Here is a 13270-nt window from a genome sequence, read left to right as displayed (position 1 = left end):
GCTCTCCAGTGGAAGTTGAGGCCACCCCATGCAGGCGGTGGCGTCGGGACGACGGTTCAGATCCAGCCGAATTCGGCCAGGGACAACGGACGGCCTTCGCCGATGATGATGTGGTCCAGGACGCGGACCTCAACCAGGGCCAGGGCCTCGTTCAGGCGTTGGGTCAGCACGCGGTCGGCGTTGCTGGGTTCAGGGCAGCCGGAAGGGTGGTTGTGGCTGAAGATCACGCTGGCGGCGTTATGCTCCAAAGCCTTGATGACTACCTGGCGCGGGTAGACGCTGGCGCCATCGATGCTGCCGAAGAACAGCTCGTCGAAGCTGAGCACGCGGTTGCGCGAGTCCAGGCAGAGCAGGGCGAAGACTTCCTGTCGGTAGGGGGCCAGGCGCAGCTTCAGGTAAGCCGCGGCATCGGCAGGCTGGATCAGCAGTTCGCCGCGCTGGAAATAGCGGCGGTCGAGCAACTGCAGGGCCTGCTCGATCAGCGCATCCTCGTTGACGCGCTGAATCACGGCGGGATCGACGGTGTCGACCAGGTTCAGGCTGGTGTTCATGGGATATTCCTCGTAAGGACGGAGCGCCCCCAGGGGGAGAGCCCCCGTTGGGTAGTTATCAGCAGTTCAAAGCCGGGTGAAGCGATGCCGCGTACCGTGCAAGCGGCTACAGCAGGCTTCGCAGGGCGCGGTGGAAAAGTCCTCGATGCCGACGCCGGTCTCAGGATCAAAGTCGGCACTCAAGGGCAGGAGGGCTAGCAGGGCGGCGCGCATCCGGGCGATGCGCTGGTCGACCTCAGCCTCGCTGTAGTACAGCGACAGCGCGCTGAAGTCCTCAAAAGCCACCGCCTGCAGGCAGTCCTCGCAGAGCCAGTAGCTCTCCATGGCAACCTCCGACACAGGTGAAAAAAAGGCGCTCGTCCGAGCGCCTGGTGGGTGGGTCAATCGCCTTACGCAGACTGACGCGCCGGGGTGGAGGTGCGACGGCCGTTGGCAGCCGGGGCTTGACGGCGGCCGGAGCTGGCGCGGGAGGTGTCGGCGGGCGCTTCAGGTTCGGCGTCGGCCTCATCAGCCTGCTGCTCCGGTTCAACTGGAGCAGGGGCTTCAGCACGGGGTGCTGCCTTATAGGTCAGTTGGCCATCGACCTTGATCCACTCGATGAAGATCAACCGACCCTTGAGGCTGGCGCCCGGCAGGCCTTTGCGCTCACCTTTTTCATAGGTGAAGGCGTCGACCCACAGATCGCCGATGCGAAAGGCCAGCAGCACCTTGCGATCGGCCTTGACGTCTTCCAAGTGCTCGCGGATCAAACGTTCCGCTTCACCGCCGGCGACCTTGCAGTCGAAGCGGGTGTACTCGACGTCATCCGACGCACCGTGCAGCGCGGCAATGTCGCAGGCCATGAACGGTTGACCGCGACGTACCGGGACTTCGCGAATACGGTTCAGGTAGCCAATGCCTTGGGTGTGCAGGTTGAAGTAGCTGGTGGGTGCAGCGTTGTTTGCAGTAGCCATGGTGAATCTCCTGTTTGCAAGAAACGCGGATATCCACCAGCCCTGGCGGGAGGTGAGTTCCGCAGGGGGAGGCAATAGTGGTCACAGGACCGGTCGAGGAGCGCTCATCACCGAGGGATCGGTGACCGTGCGAGCTGCCGAGCGCTGATCGCACTGGGGAAGAACCACCCGCAATGGGCGTAGCCTTTAAGGTTCCGGCTACCAGGGTGCTGTCATCGACAGCGAGGTGCAGTTCATCTATAGATCGAGGTGAGCCCCGCGTCAACAGGGGCTTGAACGGGTCTTCGGCGGCCGGAAGCTGATGGTATTCAGTGGAAAACGGCCGGCGAAAAAATAGCCCGACGGTCATCAGGCTAGGATGAGGAGGACCACCTTTGACCCGGTACCCTGACCGCGAAGTCCATCGCAAAACTGTCGCCGGTCATTCACCTGGTTCAACCGACCCTTGTCGTGGCCTGGATCGGAAACTGCAGGCACGCATCCGCGCACAAAAGGCGCCCAGTCTTTCGCCGGCGGGCACCGGTGCTGAGCATCATCGCCGAGGCGGATGAGCCCTGGGGCCTGCTGCAAGCCGCAGGGGTCATCCGCCTGGAGGATCTATGACGCCGAAAAGCATTCACGGGGAAGAGGTGTGGCATGGCTCCGAACACGACGGTTCGACCGAGCTGCCCGGAGCGTATCGGTCTTGGTTCGCCTGGTGGCGATGGGGCGCCTTCACTACAACAGGCTCAGCGGGGAGCGTCAAGGTGCCGCGTGTTGCTCAGGAGGAGCGGGGCTTGCTGGTGCGCTTGGGTGTGGCCACCGGCTTGGTGCCCGTGCAGTCCGGATAGCGCGAGCATGACCAGAAGGCACCGGTGCGGCCCTTACGCTGGCGCATGGCGCTGCGGCACACCGGACACGCGGGGCCTTTGGCGGCGGCTGGCACGCGTAGGGTCAGCGAGGCGTGGCTCTGCACCAGTTGCGTGAGCCAGGCGGCCTGCTTGGCCAGGAAGGTCTCGACGTCCAGCTGCCCCGATTCGATGCGGTCCAGCGCCTGCTCCCACAGGGCAGTCAACACCGGGTCGGCCACCTCCGGCGGTACCGCCTCAATCAGCGTGTGCGCGGCCGCGGAGGCCGCAAGGCTGCGTTTCTTCTTCGCCAGGTAGCCGTGATCGATCAGTCCCTGGATGATCGCCGCGCGGGTGGCCTCGGTGCCGATGCCGATGCTGTCCTTGAGCTTCTGCTTCAGGCGCGGGTCGGCGACCTGGTTGGCAATGGTCTTCATCGCCTTGATCAGGGTGCCTTCCGTATAGGCTTTGGGCGGCTGGGTGCGGTGCGCGTTGACCACGGCATCGAGCACGGGCAGCGACGCACCCTCGCGCAGGGTCGGCAGTCGCTGGCTCGGTTCGCCCGGTTCGCTGCCGTCGGCCTCATCGATCACCGCCTTCCAGCCGCGCTCCTGGATCTGCTTGCCGCGAGCCTGCAGCTGGTCTTCGTCGCTTACGAGCAGCACCTGGGTTTTCAGATATTCGTGGTCGGGCAGGAACTGCGCCAGGTAACGCGCGCGAATCAGCGCGTAGACCGCCTGCTCGCGCTCGGACAGTTGCCCCAGGTCGAGGATCATGGTCGTGGGGATGATGCCGTGGTGGGCGGTGATCTTGCTGCTGTTCCAGGCCCTTGAGCGTCGGCTCGGGTCAGCCTGCTTCAGCCACTGCCCCAGCGACGGCGCGCTGGCTGCCAGGGCATGCAGGACGCGCGGTACCTCATCGAGCATGCTCTCGGGCAGGAAACCACAGTCAGTGCGCGGGTAGGTCGTGGCCTTGTGGGTCTCGTACAGTGCCTGCGCCGTGTTCAATGTGTCCTGGGCGCCAAGGCCAAGCTTGGCCGAGCAGATCTCCTGCAAGGTCCCCAGGTCGAAGGGCAGCGGCGGTCCTTCGCACACTCGCTCCACGTCGACGCTCGACACCCGCGCTTGGGCGCGTTGCGCCAGCCGCCGCGCCGCCCGTTGCCCGACGGCCTCATCGATGCAGCGCCCGCTGTCGTCGCAACTGCCGGCAGGCGGCTGCCAGCGCGCCAAAAACACCATGCCCTCGGCCTGCAGCTGCGCATCGACCGTCCAGAAAGGGCGGGGCACGAAGCTGGCGATCGCTCGATCGCGTTCCACCACGAGGCGCAAGGTCGGCGTCTGCACGCGGCCCACCGGCAGCAGGCCATCGAAGCCGGCACGCCGGCCGAGCAGGGTGAACAGCCGGCTGAGATTGATGCCCACCAGCCAATCGGCGCGGGAGCGCGCCAGCGCACAGTTATACAGTGACAGCGTCTGCTCGCCCGGGCGCAGTGCGGCCAGTGCCTTGCGGATCGATGCCTCGTCCAGCGCTGAGAGCCACAGGCGCATAACCGGCCCCTGGTAGCGACAGCGCTCGAGGATCTCGCGGGCGATCATCTCGCCCTCGCGATCGGCGTCGGTGGCCACCACCACCTCGTTGCAGGTTCGCAGCAGCTGTTCGATGACCTTCAACTGCGCCGCGACCTTGGGCTTGGCAACCACTTGCCAACGGCTTGGGATGATCGGCAGGTCCTCCAAGGTCCAGCGCTTGTACTGCGCACCGTAGCTCTCCGGTGGCGCGGTCTCCAGCAAATGGCCCACGCACCAGGTCACGGTTACCGCATTGCCCTGCAGGCAGCCGTCACCGCGGCGATTGGCCTGCAGCACGCGGGCGATATCGCGGGCCTGGGAGGGTTTCTCGCAGATGTACAGGCGCATGACTAGGCTCCCCTGATCAGATAGCGACAGGGTGCGGGTGGGGTGGGAAAGATCCAGCGCAAAGTTGAACCGGGCGCCTTCGTTTCTGCGTGGCTTAGGGACGCGGGGGGAAGCGCGGAGCGTGAGAATCGTTACTTGGGCGCTAAGTGTGCGGCCATGCGTTCCAGCATCTCGAGGGTGAACTGCCGGTTCTCGTCGCTGAGCTTGTCCAGTAGCGCCGTGATTACCTGAGCCTGGTCCTGTGTGCGGGTGCTTATGGCCATCAACAGTTCGGCGGCGGGGCATTCGAAGATGTCCGCCAGCTGCAGCAGCTTGGCTACAGAGAGATCGACCTGACCGCGTTCCAGGCGCGAGACCGCCTCGGCGCCGATATCCAGGCGTACGCCGACCTCCTCCTGGGTCAGGTTGCGGGCAAGCCGAAATTTGGCCAACTGGCGACCGATGTGGCGTGGGCTAGGCTGTTTGACGGGCAACGGGGCACTCTCCAATTCGACCCGTATGGTTGACCATCAACCCGCGCATATGAACGCCCTATAAGGTTGACTAGCAACCTAATGGGGCGTATTTAGCTGAGAAAGAGAGGCGCGACCTGTCAGCACGAGGAGGCAAACATGGACCGTTCCGATGACGCCGACATGACGGCGCTGGAGATCAAGGCCTACGAGCTGTTCCTGGCGACTCACGTGGAGCCGGACAACCTGCAGGCAAGGGAGGCGTTGGCCAGTTGGGTCAAGCAGAGCCCGGCGCATTGGCGGGCATTCCGTGCCCTGGACCGGCACCTGTACGAGGTGGCCTTGCTGCTGGCGCATGCCCAGCACGAGCTAGCCCGCCAGCAGTAATCAAGGGTTGCAGGAACCGCGGTGGCTGCAGGCCGGGCAGGTGGCCGGCCCAGCGTGAGTCTCGCGTTGAGTCGGCGCGATTCCACTGACGTCCACCTTCAATCCGCTTTGCGCGCGCCTTTCCTGCCGCCAGTCTTGCGCGCCGAGCCGTCGCCCTTGGTCGGCTCGCTGGCTTTCTCGCGCATGATCACCGAGGCCAGGCGATGTGGCAGGATACCGATGCGCCGCGCTTCCACCTTGAACGTCACCCGCGCGTTGTCCTCGCTGTCCTCCCACTCGTCCTTGACCGTGCGGCCCTCGACCAGGATGCGCATGCCTTTCTGGAACAACGTGCTCCAGTGCTCGGCATCACGGTGCCAGAGCTCCACCGGCGCCCAGTAGCCGCCGCGATCCTCGTAGCCGCCCTCGCGCGGTACCGGGTTGTCGAAGTACACGTTCAGCCGCAGCAGGCGCCTTGGCTCATCGGGGTTGGTGTTGAATTCCTGGAATTCGGGGACACTGCCGATGTTGCCTTCGCCGACAAACAGAGTGCTCATGGTTGCTGCTCCACGGTGGGGGTAGGGGAGTGATCGAAAAGGGTCTCGGCGGCCTGCAGCTTGGCCGCGCTCGCCGTGGCGTGCCGGTGCAGCGAATGCAGGCTGCTCATCTGCAGGTTCAGGGTGATGCGGTTGACCTCCAGCTGCAGCATGGCCTCGCGCACCGACTGCGCCAGGTGCGGCTGTGCCATCGCCCGCTGCCACACCAGCGCGCCCATGCGATTGAAGTCACGGCTGCGCCAGCGCAGGAAGTTCGTGCCGGCTGCGCTGCGCTGCACCACCAGGCGCAGGTCCAGCAGTGAGAAGGGTGGTTGCGCCACGATGGCCAGCAGCACGCTCATCAGCTCGGCGACCTGGGTTTCCAGGCGCAGCGCGGTATCGGCCAGTTGCTGCAGCTCCCCCTTACCCTTAAAAGGCTTTAAAAGGCCTTTTAGGGAGGCACCCTGTTCGAACTGCCGATAGGCATCCGTTGACAGGCGTCGGGCGATCGCCTCGGCCAGGGTCATGCCACACCGCCTTCGGGCTGGACGGCCGGTTCAGCCGCCACTTGCTCGTCTGGAGCCTCGTCATCGAGCTCCGCCTCATGGATTACGGCGGGATGGCGTACGGACGGCGGGGCGAACTGCGAACGCCGCAGGCCTTCGAGGATGTCCTGCGGCGGCAGGCCAAATTTTTCCACGGCGTCGCGGGCGCGGGCATTGTTCGCCGCCATGTCATCGCGGCTGACGCCGGCCAGGCGGTAGCGCTGCGCCAGGCCAAATAGGCTACGCAGCAGGTGCGCACCGCGGTCGATCCAGATTTCCATGTCGCTGCGGCCGATCAGCGCCGTGTGGTGGGCCAGCAGCACCCGCCGCACCAGGGTGTCGTAGTCGGTGAGCAAGTAGACGGCGAGAAACCCCAGCTGGCTGCCGATGAACAGCGGCAAGGTCACTGGGTGGATGTTGAGGTTGTCGCCGATGTCGACCTGGCTGGGCAGGTCGCGCTCCAGGCGGCCTACTTGCTCGGACAGGGCAAGCATTTCGGCCTTGGCCAGCAGCAGTTTCTCTTCCAGCTGCAGCATGAACCAGTCGGCGAACGGATCATCCTGGCTGCTGGCCTGCTTGAGCAGGTTGGTGACGCTGATGTAGCCGGCCATGCCCATGATCGCATGCACGCCTTCACGCGCGAGGCGCCCCTGCCACAGGCGGGCGGCGTGATGGGTGTGCAGCGTAAGGGTGATGCTGCTGCGCAATGAACCCAGGTTGAGTTGGTAGTGGTCGACCATCGCCGGTTCCTCGCCGTGGAGATGGCGCTCACCTTGGTCGGTCTTTCGACGCTCCACAGCGATCAATGCGAAGGCGATCGCTTCGGATTGCTCGGCATCGCTGGACGTCGCTGGAGTGATGCCATCAGCATCAGTTCCACCGGGAGCCATCGAGGATACCACTTCGTGGCGGTGGTTCAGGGAGGCACGCTACTGACTCATGCCATGTCGGCAGGCGAGCACGGCGGCTCGGTTGCGCTGATCAGTGCCCCGGCCCTTCCGAGATGGCTTCACCGTGGCAGACGTGGGTGATCGATCGCATCGTTGGTCCTGATCGTCTTCATCGGTCTCCTTGCCATTCGAGCACCTGTGACGACGGCAGCAGGGCCAGTTTTGCGCGGCGATCAATGGAAGAAGCGCTCCGGATCGCCCGCTATCAGTGGACCTCGCTGGACGTGATGTCGTTGGCATCAGATCCGTCAGCTGGCGCTGACCACGCGGCATCGTTGCTTCAGCTCGCTGAGACACGCCAGTGCCAGTGGCGAAGCCTCGCGGGGTGGCTTGGACGTCTTCGTCGGCTCGTGCGATGTCGAGGAGCGGTGGCAAGCGGCCTCCGGTTCGCCGGTGAGTGCCCGCGCCGCCCAGAGGGTGAATTCGCCGTTGCAGGCACGCTTGATCAGCCCCATCAGGTAGGCCGCAGGTTTTCGGACAGTGCCGCGGATGCAGCGGGCGACTGCCTCATTGATCACCGCTTGGCGTTGTTCGGGTTCCAACCGATGCAGCGCCTGCTGCGCCATCTTGCGCTCACCCAGGCTCAGTTGCAGTGTTTCCGGCCACTGCGCCGCCGCGTCCGCCAGCGCCGCGCGCGGTACTGTTTTTTTATTGCTTTGGCTTTTAAGTACTGTACAGGTCGCGTTCGGATTCCGAACATCAGCCAAAACCAGGGGCTCGCTGACATCGACGCTCCCTGCCGATCTGACTGCAGAATTCCGAACGTTGTCCGCTACCTTCCGTTCGGAACCCTCACGCTTGGACGGGGTATCGAACGGCAATGCTTGTTGTACCGCACGCTCCGCTGCCTGGTCGAGGCCCCTGAGGACATCGGCAGGCACCTGTACATCATCCCGTAGCTCCTGCAGCACGTGCCGCGCCAGGTCGCGCACGCCCTTGGTGGCATGGCTGAGGTTCTGCCGGATCAACGCCAGGTAGCCGCTGTCGACGTTGAGCGCCTGGTGCGGTGGCAGCGGTTCGTCGTAGAGCACGTAGACGCTGCCACGCAGGCAGCCTTGCTCATCGCGCGCGCGGTCGGTCAGGCTCAGCCAGCGGGTGCTGCGCAGCACGTTCAACGCCCGGGCGATGGTCTCGCGCGAGGCTTGCGCGCCGCAGGGGCTGGTGGCCAGGTACGGTTGCAGGTCCTGGTAGCGCGGGGCCTCGACGTGGCGTTCGGTGATCAGCCAGCGTAATACTTGCCAGGCGTTGCGCTCCAGCGGTGTCAGGCGAGTGTCGAGCAGCAACGCCTGGGGCATCGGATTGTTCTTGCCTGCGTAGACAAAGCGAGGGGGCTCTGCTTCGAGCGCCGCTACCCGCAGCGCTTCCTGCTTGGCCAGGTACCGATTGTGTCGCTCCAAGGCCGGAAGGCTCTGTCGTACGACGTCGGCCCAGTCTATGTCGTAAAAACTCAGCATGGCGCACCTCCGTAGAGATCGATCTGCTGCCACACCAGGGTCAGGCTGATGTGCTGCTCCTCGGCAAGCATCATCATCGCGTCCAGGGGGTCGAAGTGCTGATCGTCGTCGCGCAGCTGGCACCAGCGTTGCCACACCGCATGCTCCTGGGCCTCGCTAAGTTGTACCGGACGTCCACGGTGAGTCTCGATCTTCAGCACGCGCCGGCGCAGTGCGGTTTCCGAATGATCCAGCCCGAAACAGCGGTACATGATGCTGGAGCTGGCACCCAGCTTGAGTGCGCGATTGATCAGCCGCTCGTTCTGTTCGTCGCGTTCGGCCTGGATGATCAGTCGACGCAGGACAGTGATGTCGACCTTGACCTCAACCCAGGAAATATTTGAGTGCGCCAGGTGGGAGAGGGTAGTGGGCGGCAGTGACTGCAGCACTTCGATATCTTCCTCACCCAAACCGAGGGCTTTGCAGCGCTGCACGCGGCCATGACGCAGCTCATGCAGCACCTGGTTGAGCATGGCGTGATTCAACAGATTGAACGTCGTGCCCATGGGGCACCTCCGAGTCTTTAGCGAGTGGACGATAGCGAGAGGTCGATCAACTGGCGGGACAGGCGGACAAGGCAGAACAGTTGCAGCAACTGCTCGTCAGGCAGGCGTTCGAGCTTCACCGGCAGGGGGCGATGGTCCTCCAGCGGCTGGTCGTAGACCCCGGTCAGCAACTGACCGAATAGCGCGGCGGGCAGTTGCTGTTGATGCTCCCAGAGCACCTCATCGTGAAGCCGCAGCAGGCCGCCCAGTAGCAACTGGATGCCGACGCTGCGCGGTTCAGAGGGAGGTTCGATGGCGGGTGTCAGGGAGAAGCCCAGGTGCGTGTTCATCGGGAGGACCCAGTCGCCGAGGTTGCCGTATTCGGCCAATTGCAAGGCTAACTGCGCGCAGGCCCGGCGCAGGTGCTCAGGGTTGGCGTGATCGGCTCTGAACAGCCACAGCTGGTCGAGTGAAGTTGGCAGAATGATCTCTGGCGAGCTTGCTGGCGAAGCGGCGGCAGGATGATGTGCCGGTTGATCCTCATTTTCATACTCTGCCTGGGGCGTCGTAGGGTGGGCATCGGACAGCGAATTATGCTCACTCGTCTGCGCCACGGGATTGTGGTCGGGCGTCGCGTCATGGCTGAGCGATAATTCCGATAGCGGTGCGAGGGAATGGTCTGTCACTCCAGCCCCGTCCACCGCAGCCTGCGGCGGCGCACTCACGACGCTACCTTCTTGAGCCAAGTCCAACGCAAGTGTGCGAGGCGACTGCCGCAGTATGTCTGCCATCCGGGCGAGGAGTTCATCCTGCAACTGGGATAGATCGAATTCGCCAGCGTCGCCGTCAAACTGAGACAAGGTCTCCAACCACAGGGGTTCAAAGTCTCCGACGTCGAACGCATAGCGGTTCCAGACTGCTTCACTCCTGCGTCGCAAACTGATAGTGCGCTCGATGAGTTGTTTGCCAAGTCCGGTGTATAGCACTTGAGGAATGGCGGGCAGAAGGTGCTCCAAGGTATCGAACATGCGGCTGATATGCGGTTGCGAGATGGGATAACCTCCCTCGCCCAGGCGCTTCGCCAGCTCACGTTGGCTTAAACGGGCGCTGTCGGCTTCCAGCATGTCCTTGAGCTTCGCCACCGCCAGAGCACGTTCGATGAAGGTCAGTTGACCATGCAGGTCGCTTTCGGCCAAATGCCCCAGCAGCGCGTGTGGCTCGGTTGACCAAGGCCGGAACAGGCAGGCAATCCGGAAGAACTGCTGGTCGCGGGTTTCCTGCCATAGCTCATTGAGGATCGCCAGGCGCGTGTTGCCGCCGTTGCGGATAATGAAATGAGCCTCGCCGGGACGTCGGGTGATGGCCGGCGGCTGGTCCAGGCCGCGTTCCCGGATCGACTCTTTGATTTCGGCATACAGCGGATTGCGGATGAACCGCGGGTTGTGATCATAAGGGCGCAGTTGCTCCAGGGTCACCACCATCGGCGTATCGCAAGCTGGATCTGCCGGTTGCTCCAGGCTAGTCGTGCTGGGAAAGTGGGAGTGCTGCAGCTTGCGGGTGATTTCCTCTGAGGTGGGTGTCTTCATGAGGGCAGCCCGGGTCAAGCCATGCCCGGTTTAGGGCACGGTAGGGTGGTTGGAGATTGCTTAGGAACCAGTCCTGCGTCTGTCAGAGCCGGTTGTGGTCTTGATCAGTTGCTGGCGCCAGTGGGGAAACAATTCCGAGGCCAAGTCTCGCATCACCTGGGCGGCTGGACGACCGCGGCCGCCCCCCAAGGGGTGTGGCTCGACACGGTGCACGGGCATCCCCAACGTGGCAGCGTTCAGATAGGCCACTCGGTCGGGAATGACCGTGTCACAGAGGCTGACGTGTGCATCGTCCGCGAAGGTCGTCCGTAGACTCTGCATGATCAGGCGCGTATCCCGGCGGTTGAAATTGACCTGGTTGAGCAACAATTTCACCGGCGGCAGTGACACCCCCAGATGTCGGTAGGGCTCCAGTTCTTCGAACAGCTCCAGTGTGCCGCGGCGCAGCTCTCGCGCCGCAAGCATCTCGGGAGGCAAGGGGCACAACGCGCAGCCCGATGCGAGGATGGCCATTTCCACGACGACACTGCGTGCGCCCTGGGTATCCACGACCATCACGTCATAGTCATCGGCAAATGCCGGCAGCAGGTTACGCAGGCGCAGGCGTCCATCGGGGGCATGCAGCAATAAGGTGTTGAGATGGCCGGCACGGTCATTGGAGACAATCAGATCAAGGCCGGGGATCGCGGTGGCGCTGATGACCTGGTCGGCCAACGTCAGGTTCTGCGCAATCAGCTCGTAGGCGCCGGCAGCGCGGGGTTGGGGCAGGGCATAGTAACTGGACAGTGTCGGCTGGCTGTCCAAATCCAACAGCAGAACCCGCAGGCCGGCATCAGCCAACAAGCCACCCAGGTTGGCGGCGACGGTCGTCTTGCCGGCGCCCCCCTTGGTTGAGATCAGCGAGAGCACGTCCATGGCGTTAGTCCCGGATCGACAGGCGATCTTGCACCCACTGCTCGATTTCCAGCGAGTCCCAACCCACCGCGCGGGTGCCGATGCGCCGGCATTGCGGGAACAACCCGGCTTTCATCAGGTTGTAGATGTGCGAGCGCTTGAAGCCGGTTTTCTGTTCGACCTCGTCACGACGCATGATGTGGCGATCGGCGGAGGCGGCGATGGTGGCGGACTGCATGATGTCACTCCTTAGCGTCGTTTGGCGCGTGGTGGGATGTGACATTCAGTCAATAACCAGAATGGGGGATTGTCATTGCCAGGCAATTGCAACAATTGCCTGGCAATCGCTGGCAAGGCTTACCCCGCTTGCTTCAGACAGCGCCGGGCCTGCGCAAATTTCCGATCAAGGGTGCGTTTGCTCAGTCCTCGAATATTGGCGAAGCGGCGCAAAATCTCAGCTACGATGGCGCTCTGGTCCTTGTAGATGGATTGCACCTGGCCTTCAGGGGATTTACCGGCGCCAATGGCCAGTAACGCCCCGATGATCACGTAGTGCAGCAGGCTGGAGTCGTTGCTCGGCGTCTCCGACAGCCCCATGTGATCAATCACCGCTTGCAGCTCGCTGACCTGCGACTCCAGCTCTGCGGTCCGGCTGGCAAGTGTTTGGCGAACTTTTTGCAGTTCACGAGCAGTGGCCTCCAGCTCGGACTTTTGCGCCAAATGCGCACCAAGGCTGACACATTGAATATGCTGGGCATCGCACTTAAACAGAAACGCTGGCTTATCGTCGGGGTAGTCACGGGCCACCCAGCCCCTTAAATCGGGGCTACGAACCGTAAGGTAAGCGCGGTTGACATCACTGTCCGGACGGTACTGATGTCCTAGATACCAAGCAGGAAGTTCGCCGCAGAGAATAGCGTCGTAGATCCGTTCGGTATAAAAGTGAAGAGAAGGCCATTGAGGGAACAGCGCGAGAAGTTTGTCAGGATCATAAAAGGCCACCGCCAGAATCTCAGTCGCATGGTCAGCAAGGTTACACCAGTGCAGGGCAACCTCAATGGGGTGGTAGTCAGTTTTGAACGAGAGCATTTGAGTATCCTCCCTAGATATTTCAGTCCATAAGCAGGGCTCTCCCACGAACTGCTATTGGTGGATGACCTGCAGCCGGGACCTGATCCTCGCAGCGAAGTTCATATTAGGGTCCCAGATGCAATCAAGACTGGAATGCAGGCTTATGGTTCCTGCATTTTCGGTATCGAGCGCGTTACACAATGTCTTATTAACTTGACGGATTAGTCAACTAGCGGGAAGGGCAGGGAACGGGAACCTTTGATTTAAGCGGTATTGGATCCGAAAAAATCGCGCTTGTCTGAGGGGCATCACACTAATGATATAGAAATATTTAGTTACGAAGTCGCGGGCACTGGGTCTTGATGGGTAACGGGATGCACATTTGCCATCGGGACGATTACCGCGATCAGCGTGGGTGCCTAAGCTCCGAAGGGCATATAGATGAGCTCTAGGGCCAGGGTTGGCGGGAGAAAACAATAAAGCTGTCCACCGGATTTATACCCCGAGCCGTACGTCGCGAATCCTGGAATGAGATCGGCGATTTCGCCCGTCGCCTTCTAAAATGCGGAAAGTTTCCAGTCTATAGCCAAATCACGGATAAGATCGAACAAGCGGCGGCAGTCACGCTGAGATTGAAGGACCAAT

15 protein-coding genes are annotated in these 13270 nt (G+C 62.7%); 1 reads left to right on the top strand and 14 read right to left on the bottom strand.

Features of this window, described 5'->3' with window-relative positions:
- Positions 1-56: 56 nt before the first annotated feature.
- The 5 genes from ACZ9GA_RS13205 to ACZ9GA_RS13185 form a co-directional block, all read right to left on the bottom strand.
- The gene (locus tag ACZ9GA_RS13205) at positions 57-551 is read right to left on the bottom strand and encodes a JAB domain-containing protein (RefSeq protein WP_457362261.1); all 495 of its coding nucleotides are present in this window, start codon (positions 549-551) and stop codon (positions 57-59) included.
- A gap of 66 nt (positions 552-617) precedes the next feature.
- Positions 618-875 (bottom strand): hypothetical protein, encoded by a 258-nt coding sequence (locus ACZ9GA_RS13200; protein WP_457362262.1) that lies wholly within the window; start codon positions 873-875, stop codon positions 618-620.
- 65 nt (positions 876-940) lie between these two features.
- Positions 941-1504 carry an STY4534 family ICE replication protein gene (locus ACZ9GA_RS13195; protein ID WP_457362263.1) on the bottom strand — a complete coding sequence of 188 codons (564 nt, stop codon included), beginning with the start codon at positions 1502-1504 and terminating at the stop codon, positions 941-943.
- Between the two features lie 760 nt (positions 1505-2264).
- Positions 2265-4247 (bottom strand): DNA topoisomerase III, encoded by a 1983-nt coding sequence (locus ACZ9GA_RS13190; protein ID WP_457362264.1) that lies wholly within the window; start codon positions 4245-4247, stop codon positions 2265-2267.
- 131 nt (positions 4248-4378) lie between these two features.
- The gene (locus ACZ9GA_RS13185; protein ID WP_416425172.1) at positions 4379-4720 is read right to left on the bottom strand and encodes a helix-turn-helix domain-containing protein; all 342 of its coding nucleotides are present in this window, start codon (positions 4718-4720) and stop codon (positions 4379-4381) included.
- Between the two features lie 138 nt (positions 4721-4858).
- Here ACZ9GA_RS13185 and ACZ9GA_RS13180 point away from each other — a divergent pair, with 138 nt between their 5' ends.
- A complete protein-coding gene (locus ACZ9GA_RS13180) occupies positions 4859-5086 on the top strand; it encodes a hypothetical protein (RefSeq protein WP_457362265.1) in 228 nt (75 codons plus the stop codon).
- Positions 5087-5184: 98 nt separating this feature from the next.
- On the opposite strand, the gene ACZ9GA_RS13175 is transcribed toward ACZ9GA_RS13180, so the two are convergent.
- From ACZ9GA_RS13175 to ACZ9GA_RS13135, 9 genes are all read right to left on the bottom strand, one after another.
- Complete coding sequence (locus ACZ9GA_RS13175; RefSeq protein ID WP_457362266.1) at positions 5185-5622, bottom strand: single-stranded DNA-binding protein; 438 nt, start codon at positions 5620-5622, stop codon at positions 5185-5187.
- Positions 5619-6128, bottom strand: a complete 510-nt coding sequence (locus ACZ9GA_RS13170) for a DUF3158 family protein (protein WP_457362267.1) — start codon at positions 6126-6128, stop codon at positions 5619-5621. The genes ACZ9GA_RS13175 and ACZ9GA_RS13170 overlap by 4 nt, the downstream gene beginning before the upstream one ends.
- Positions 6125-6886: a PFL_4669 family integrating conjugative element protein gene (locus ACZ9GA_RS13165; RefSeq protein WP_457363732.1), complete on the bottom strand. Its 762-nt coding sequence runs from the start codon at positions 6884-6886 to the stop codon at positions 6125-6127. Before ACZ9GA_RS13165 ends, ACZ9GA_RS13170 begins: the two co-directional genes overlap by 4 nt.
- A 458-nt stretch (positions 6887-7344) precedes the next feature.
- Positions 7345-8550 carry an STY4528 family pathogenicity island replication protein gene (locus ACZ9GA_RS13160; protein ID WP_457362268.1) on the bottom strand — a complete coding sequence of 402 codons (1206 nt, stop codon included), beginning with the start codon at positions 8548-8550 and terminating at the stop codon, positions 7345-7347.
- A complete protein-coding gene (locus tag ACZ9GA_RS13155; RefSeq protein WP_457362269.1) occupies positions 8544-9095 on the bottom strand; it encodes a DUF2857 domain-containing protein in 552 nt (183 codons plus the stop codon). Before ACZ9GA_RS13155 ends, ACZ9GA_RS13160 begins: the two co-directional genes overlap by 7 nt.
- Before the next feature lie 17 nt (positions 9096-9112).
- Positions 9113-10660: a ParB family protein gene (locus ACZ9GA_RS13150; protein ID WP_457362270.1), complete on the bottom strand. Its 1548-nt coding sequence runs from the start codon at positions 10658-10660 to the stop codon at positions 9113-9115.
- A 60-nt stretch (positions 10661-10720) separates the two neighbouring features.
- Positions 10721-11575 (bottom strand): ParA family protein, encoded by an 855-nt coding sequence (locus ACZ9GA_RS13145; RefSeq protein ID WP_457362271.1) that lies wholly within the window; start codon positions 11573-11575, stop codon positions 10721-10723.
- A 4-nt stretch (positions 11576-11579) separates the two neighbouring features.
- Positions 11580-11792: an AlpA family transcriptional regulator gene (locus ACZ9GA_RS13140; RefSeq protein WP_455921122.1), complete on the bottom strand. Its 213-nt coding sequence runs from the start codon at positions 11790-11792 to the stop codon at positions 11580-11582.
- Between the two features lie 119 nt (positions 11793-11911).
- Positions 11912-12643 carry a hypothetical protein gene (locus ACZ9GA_RS13135; protein ID WP_457362272.1) on the bottom strand — a complete coding sequence of 244 codons (732 nt, stop codon included), beginning with the start codon at positions 12641-12643 and terminating at the stop codon, positions 11912-11914.
- Between the last annotated feature and the right edge of the window lie 627 nt (positions 12644-13270).

The organism is Pseudomonas sp. TE3644 (genome assembly GCF_056278815.1).
Note: the sequence above shows the minus strand (reverse complement) of the source record. Positions and strands in the feature narration are given on the sequence as shown.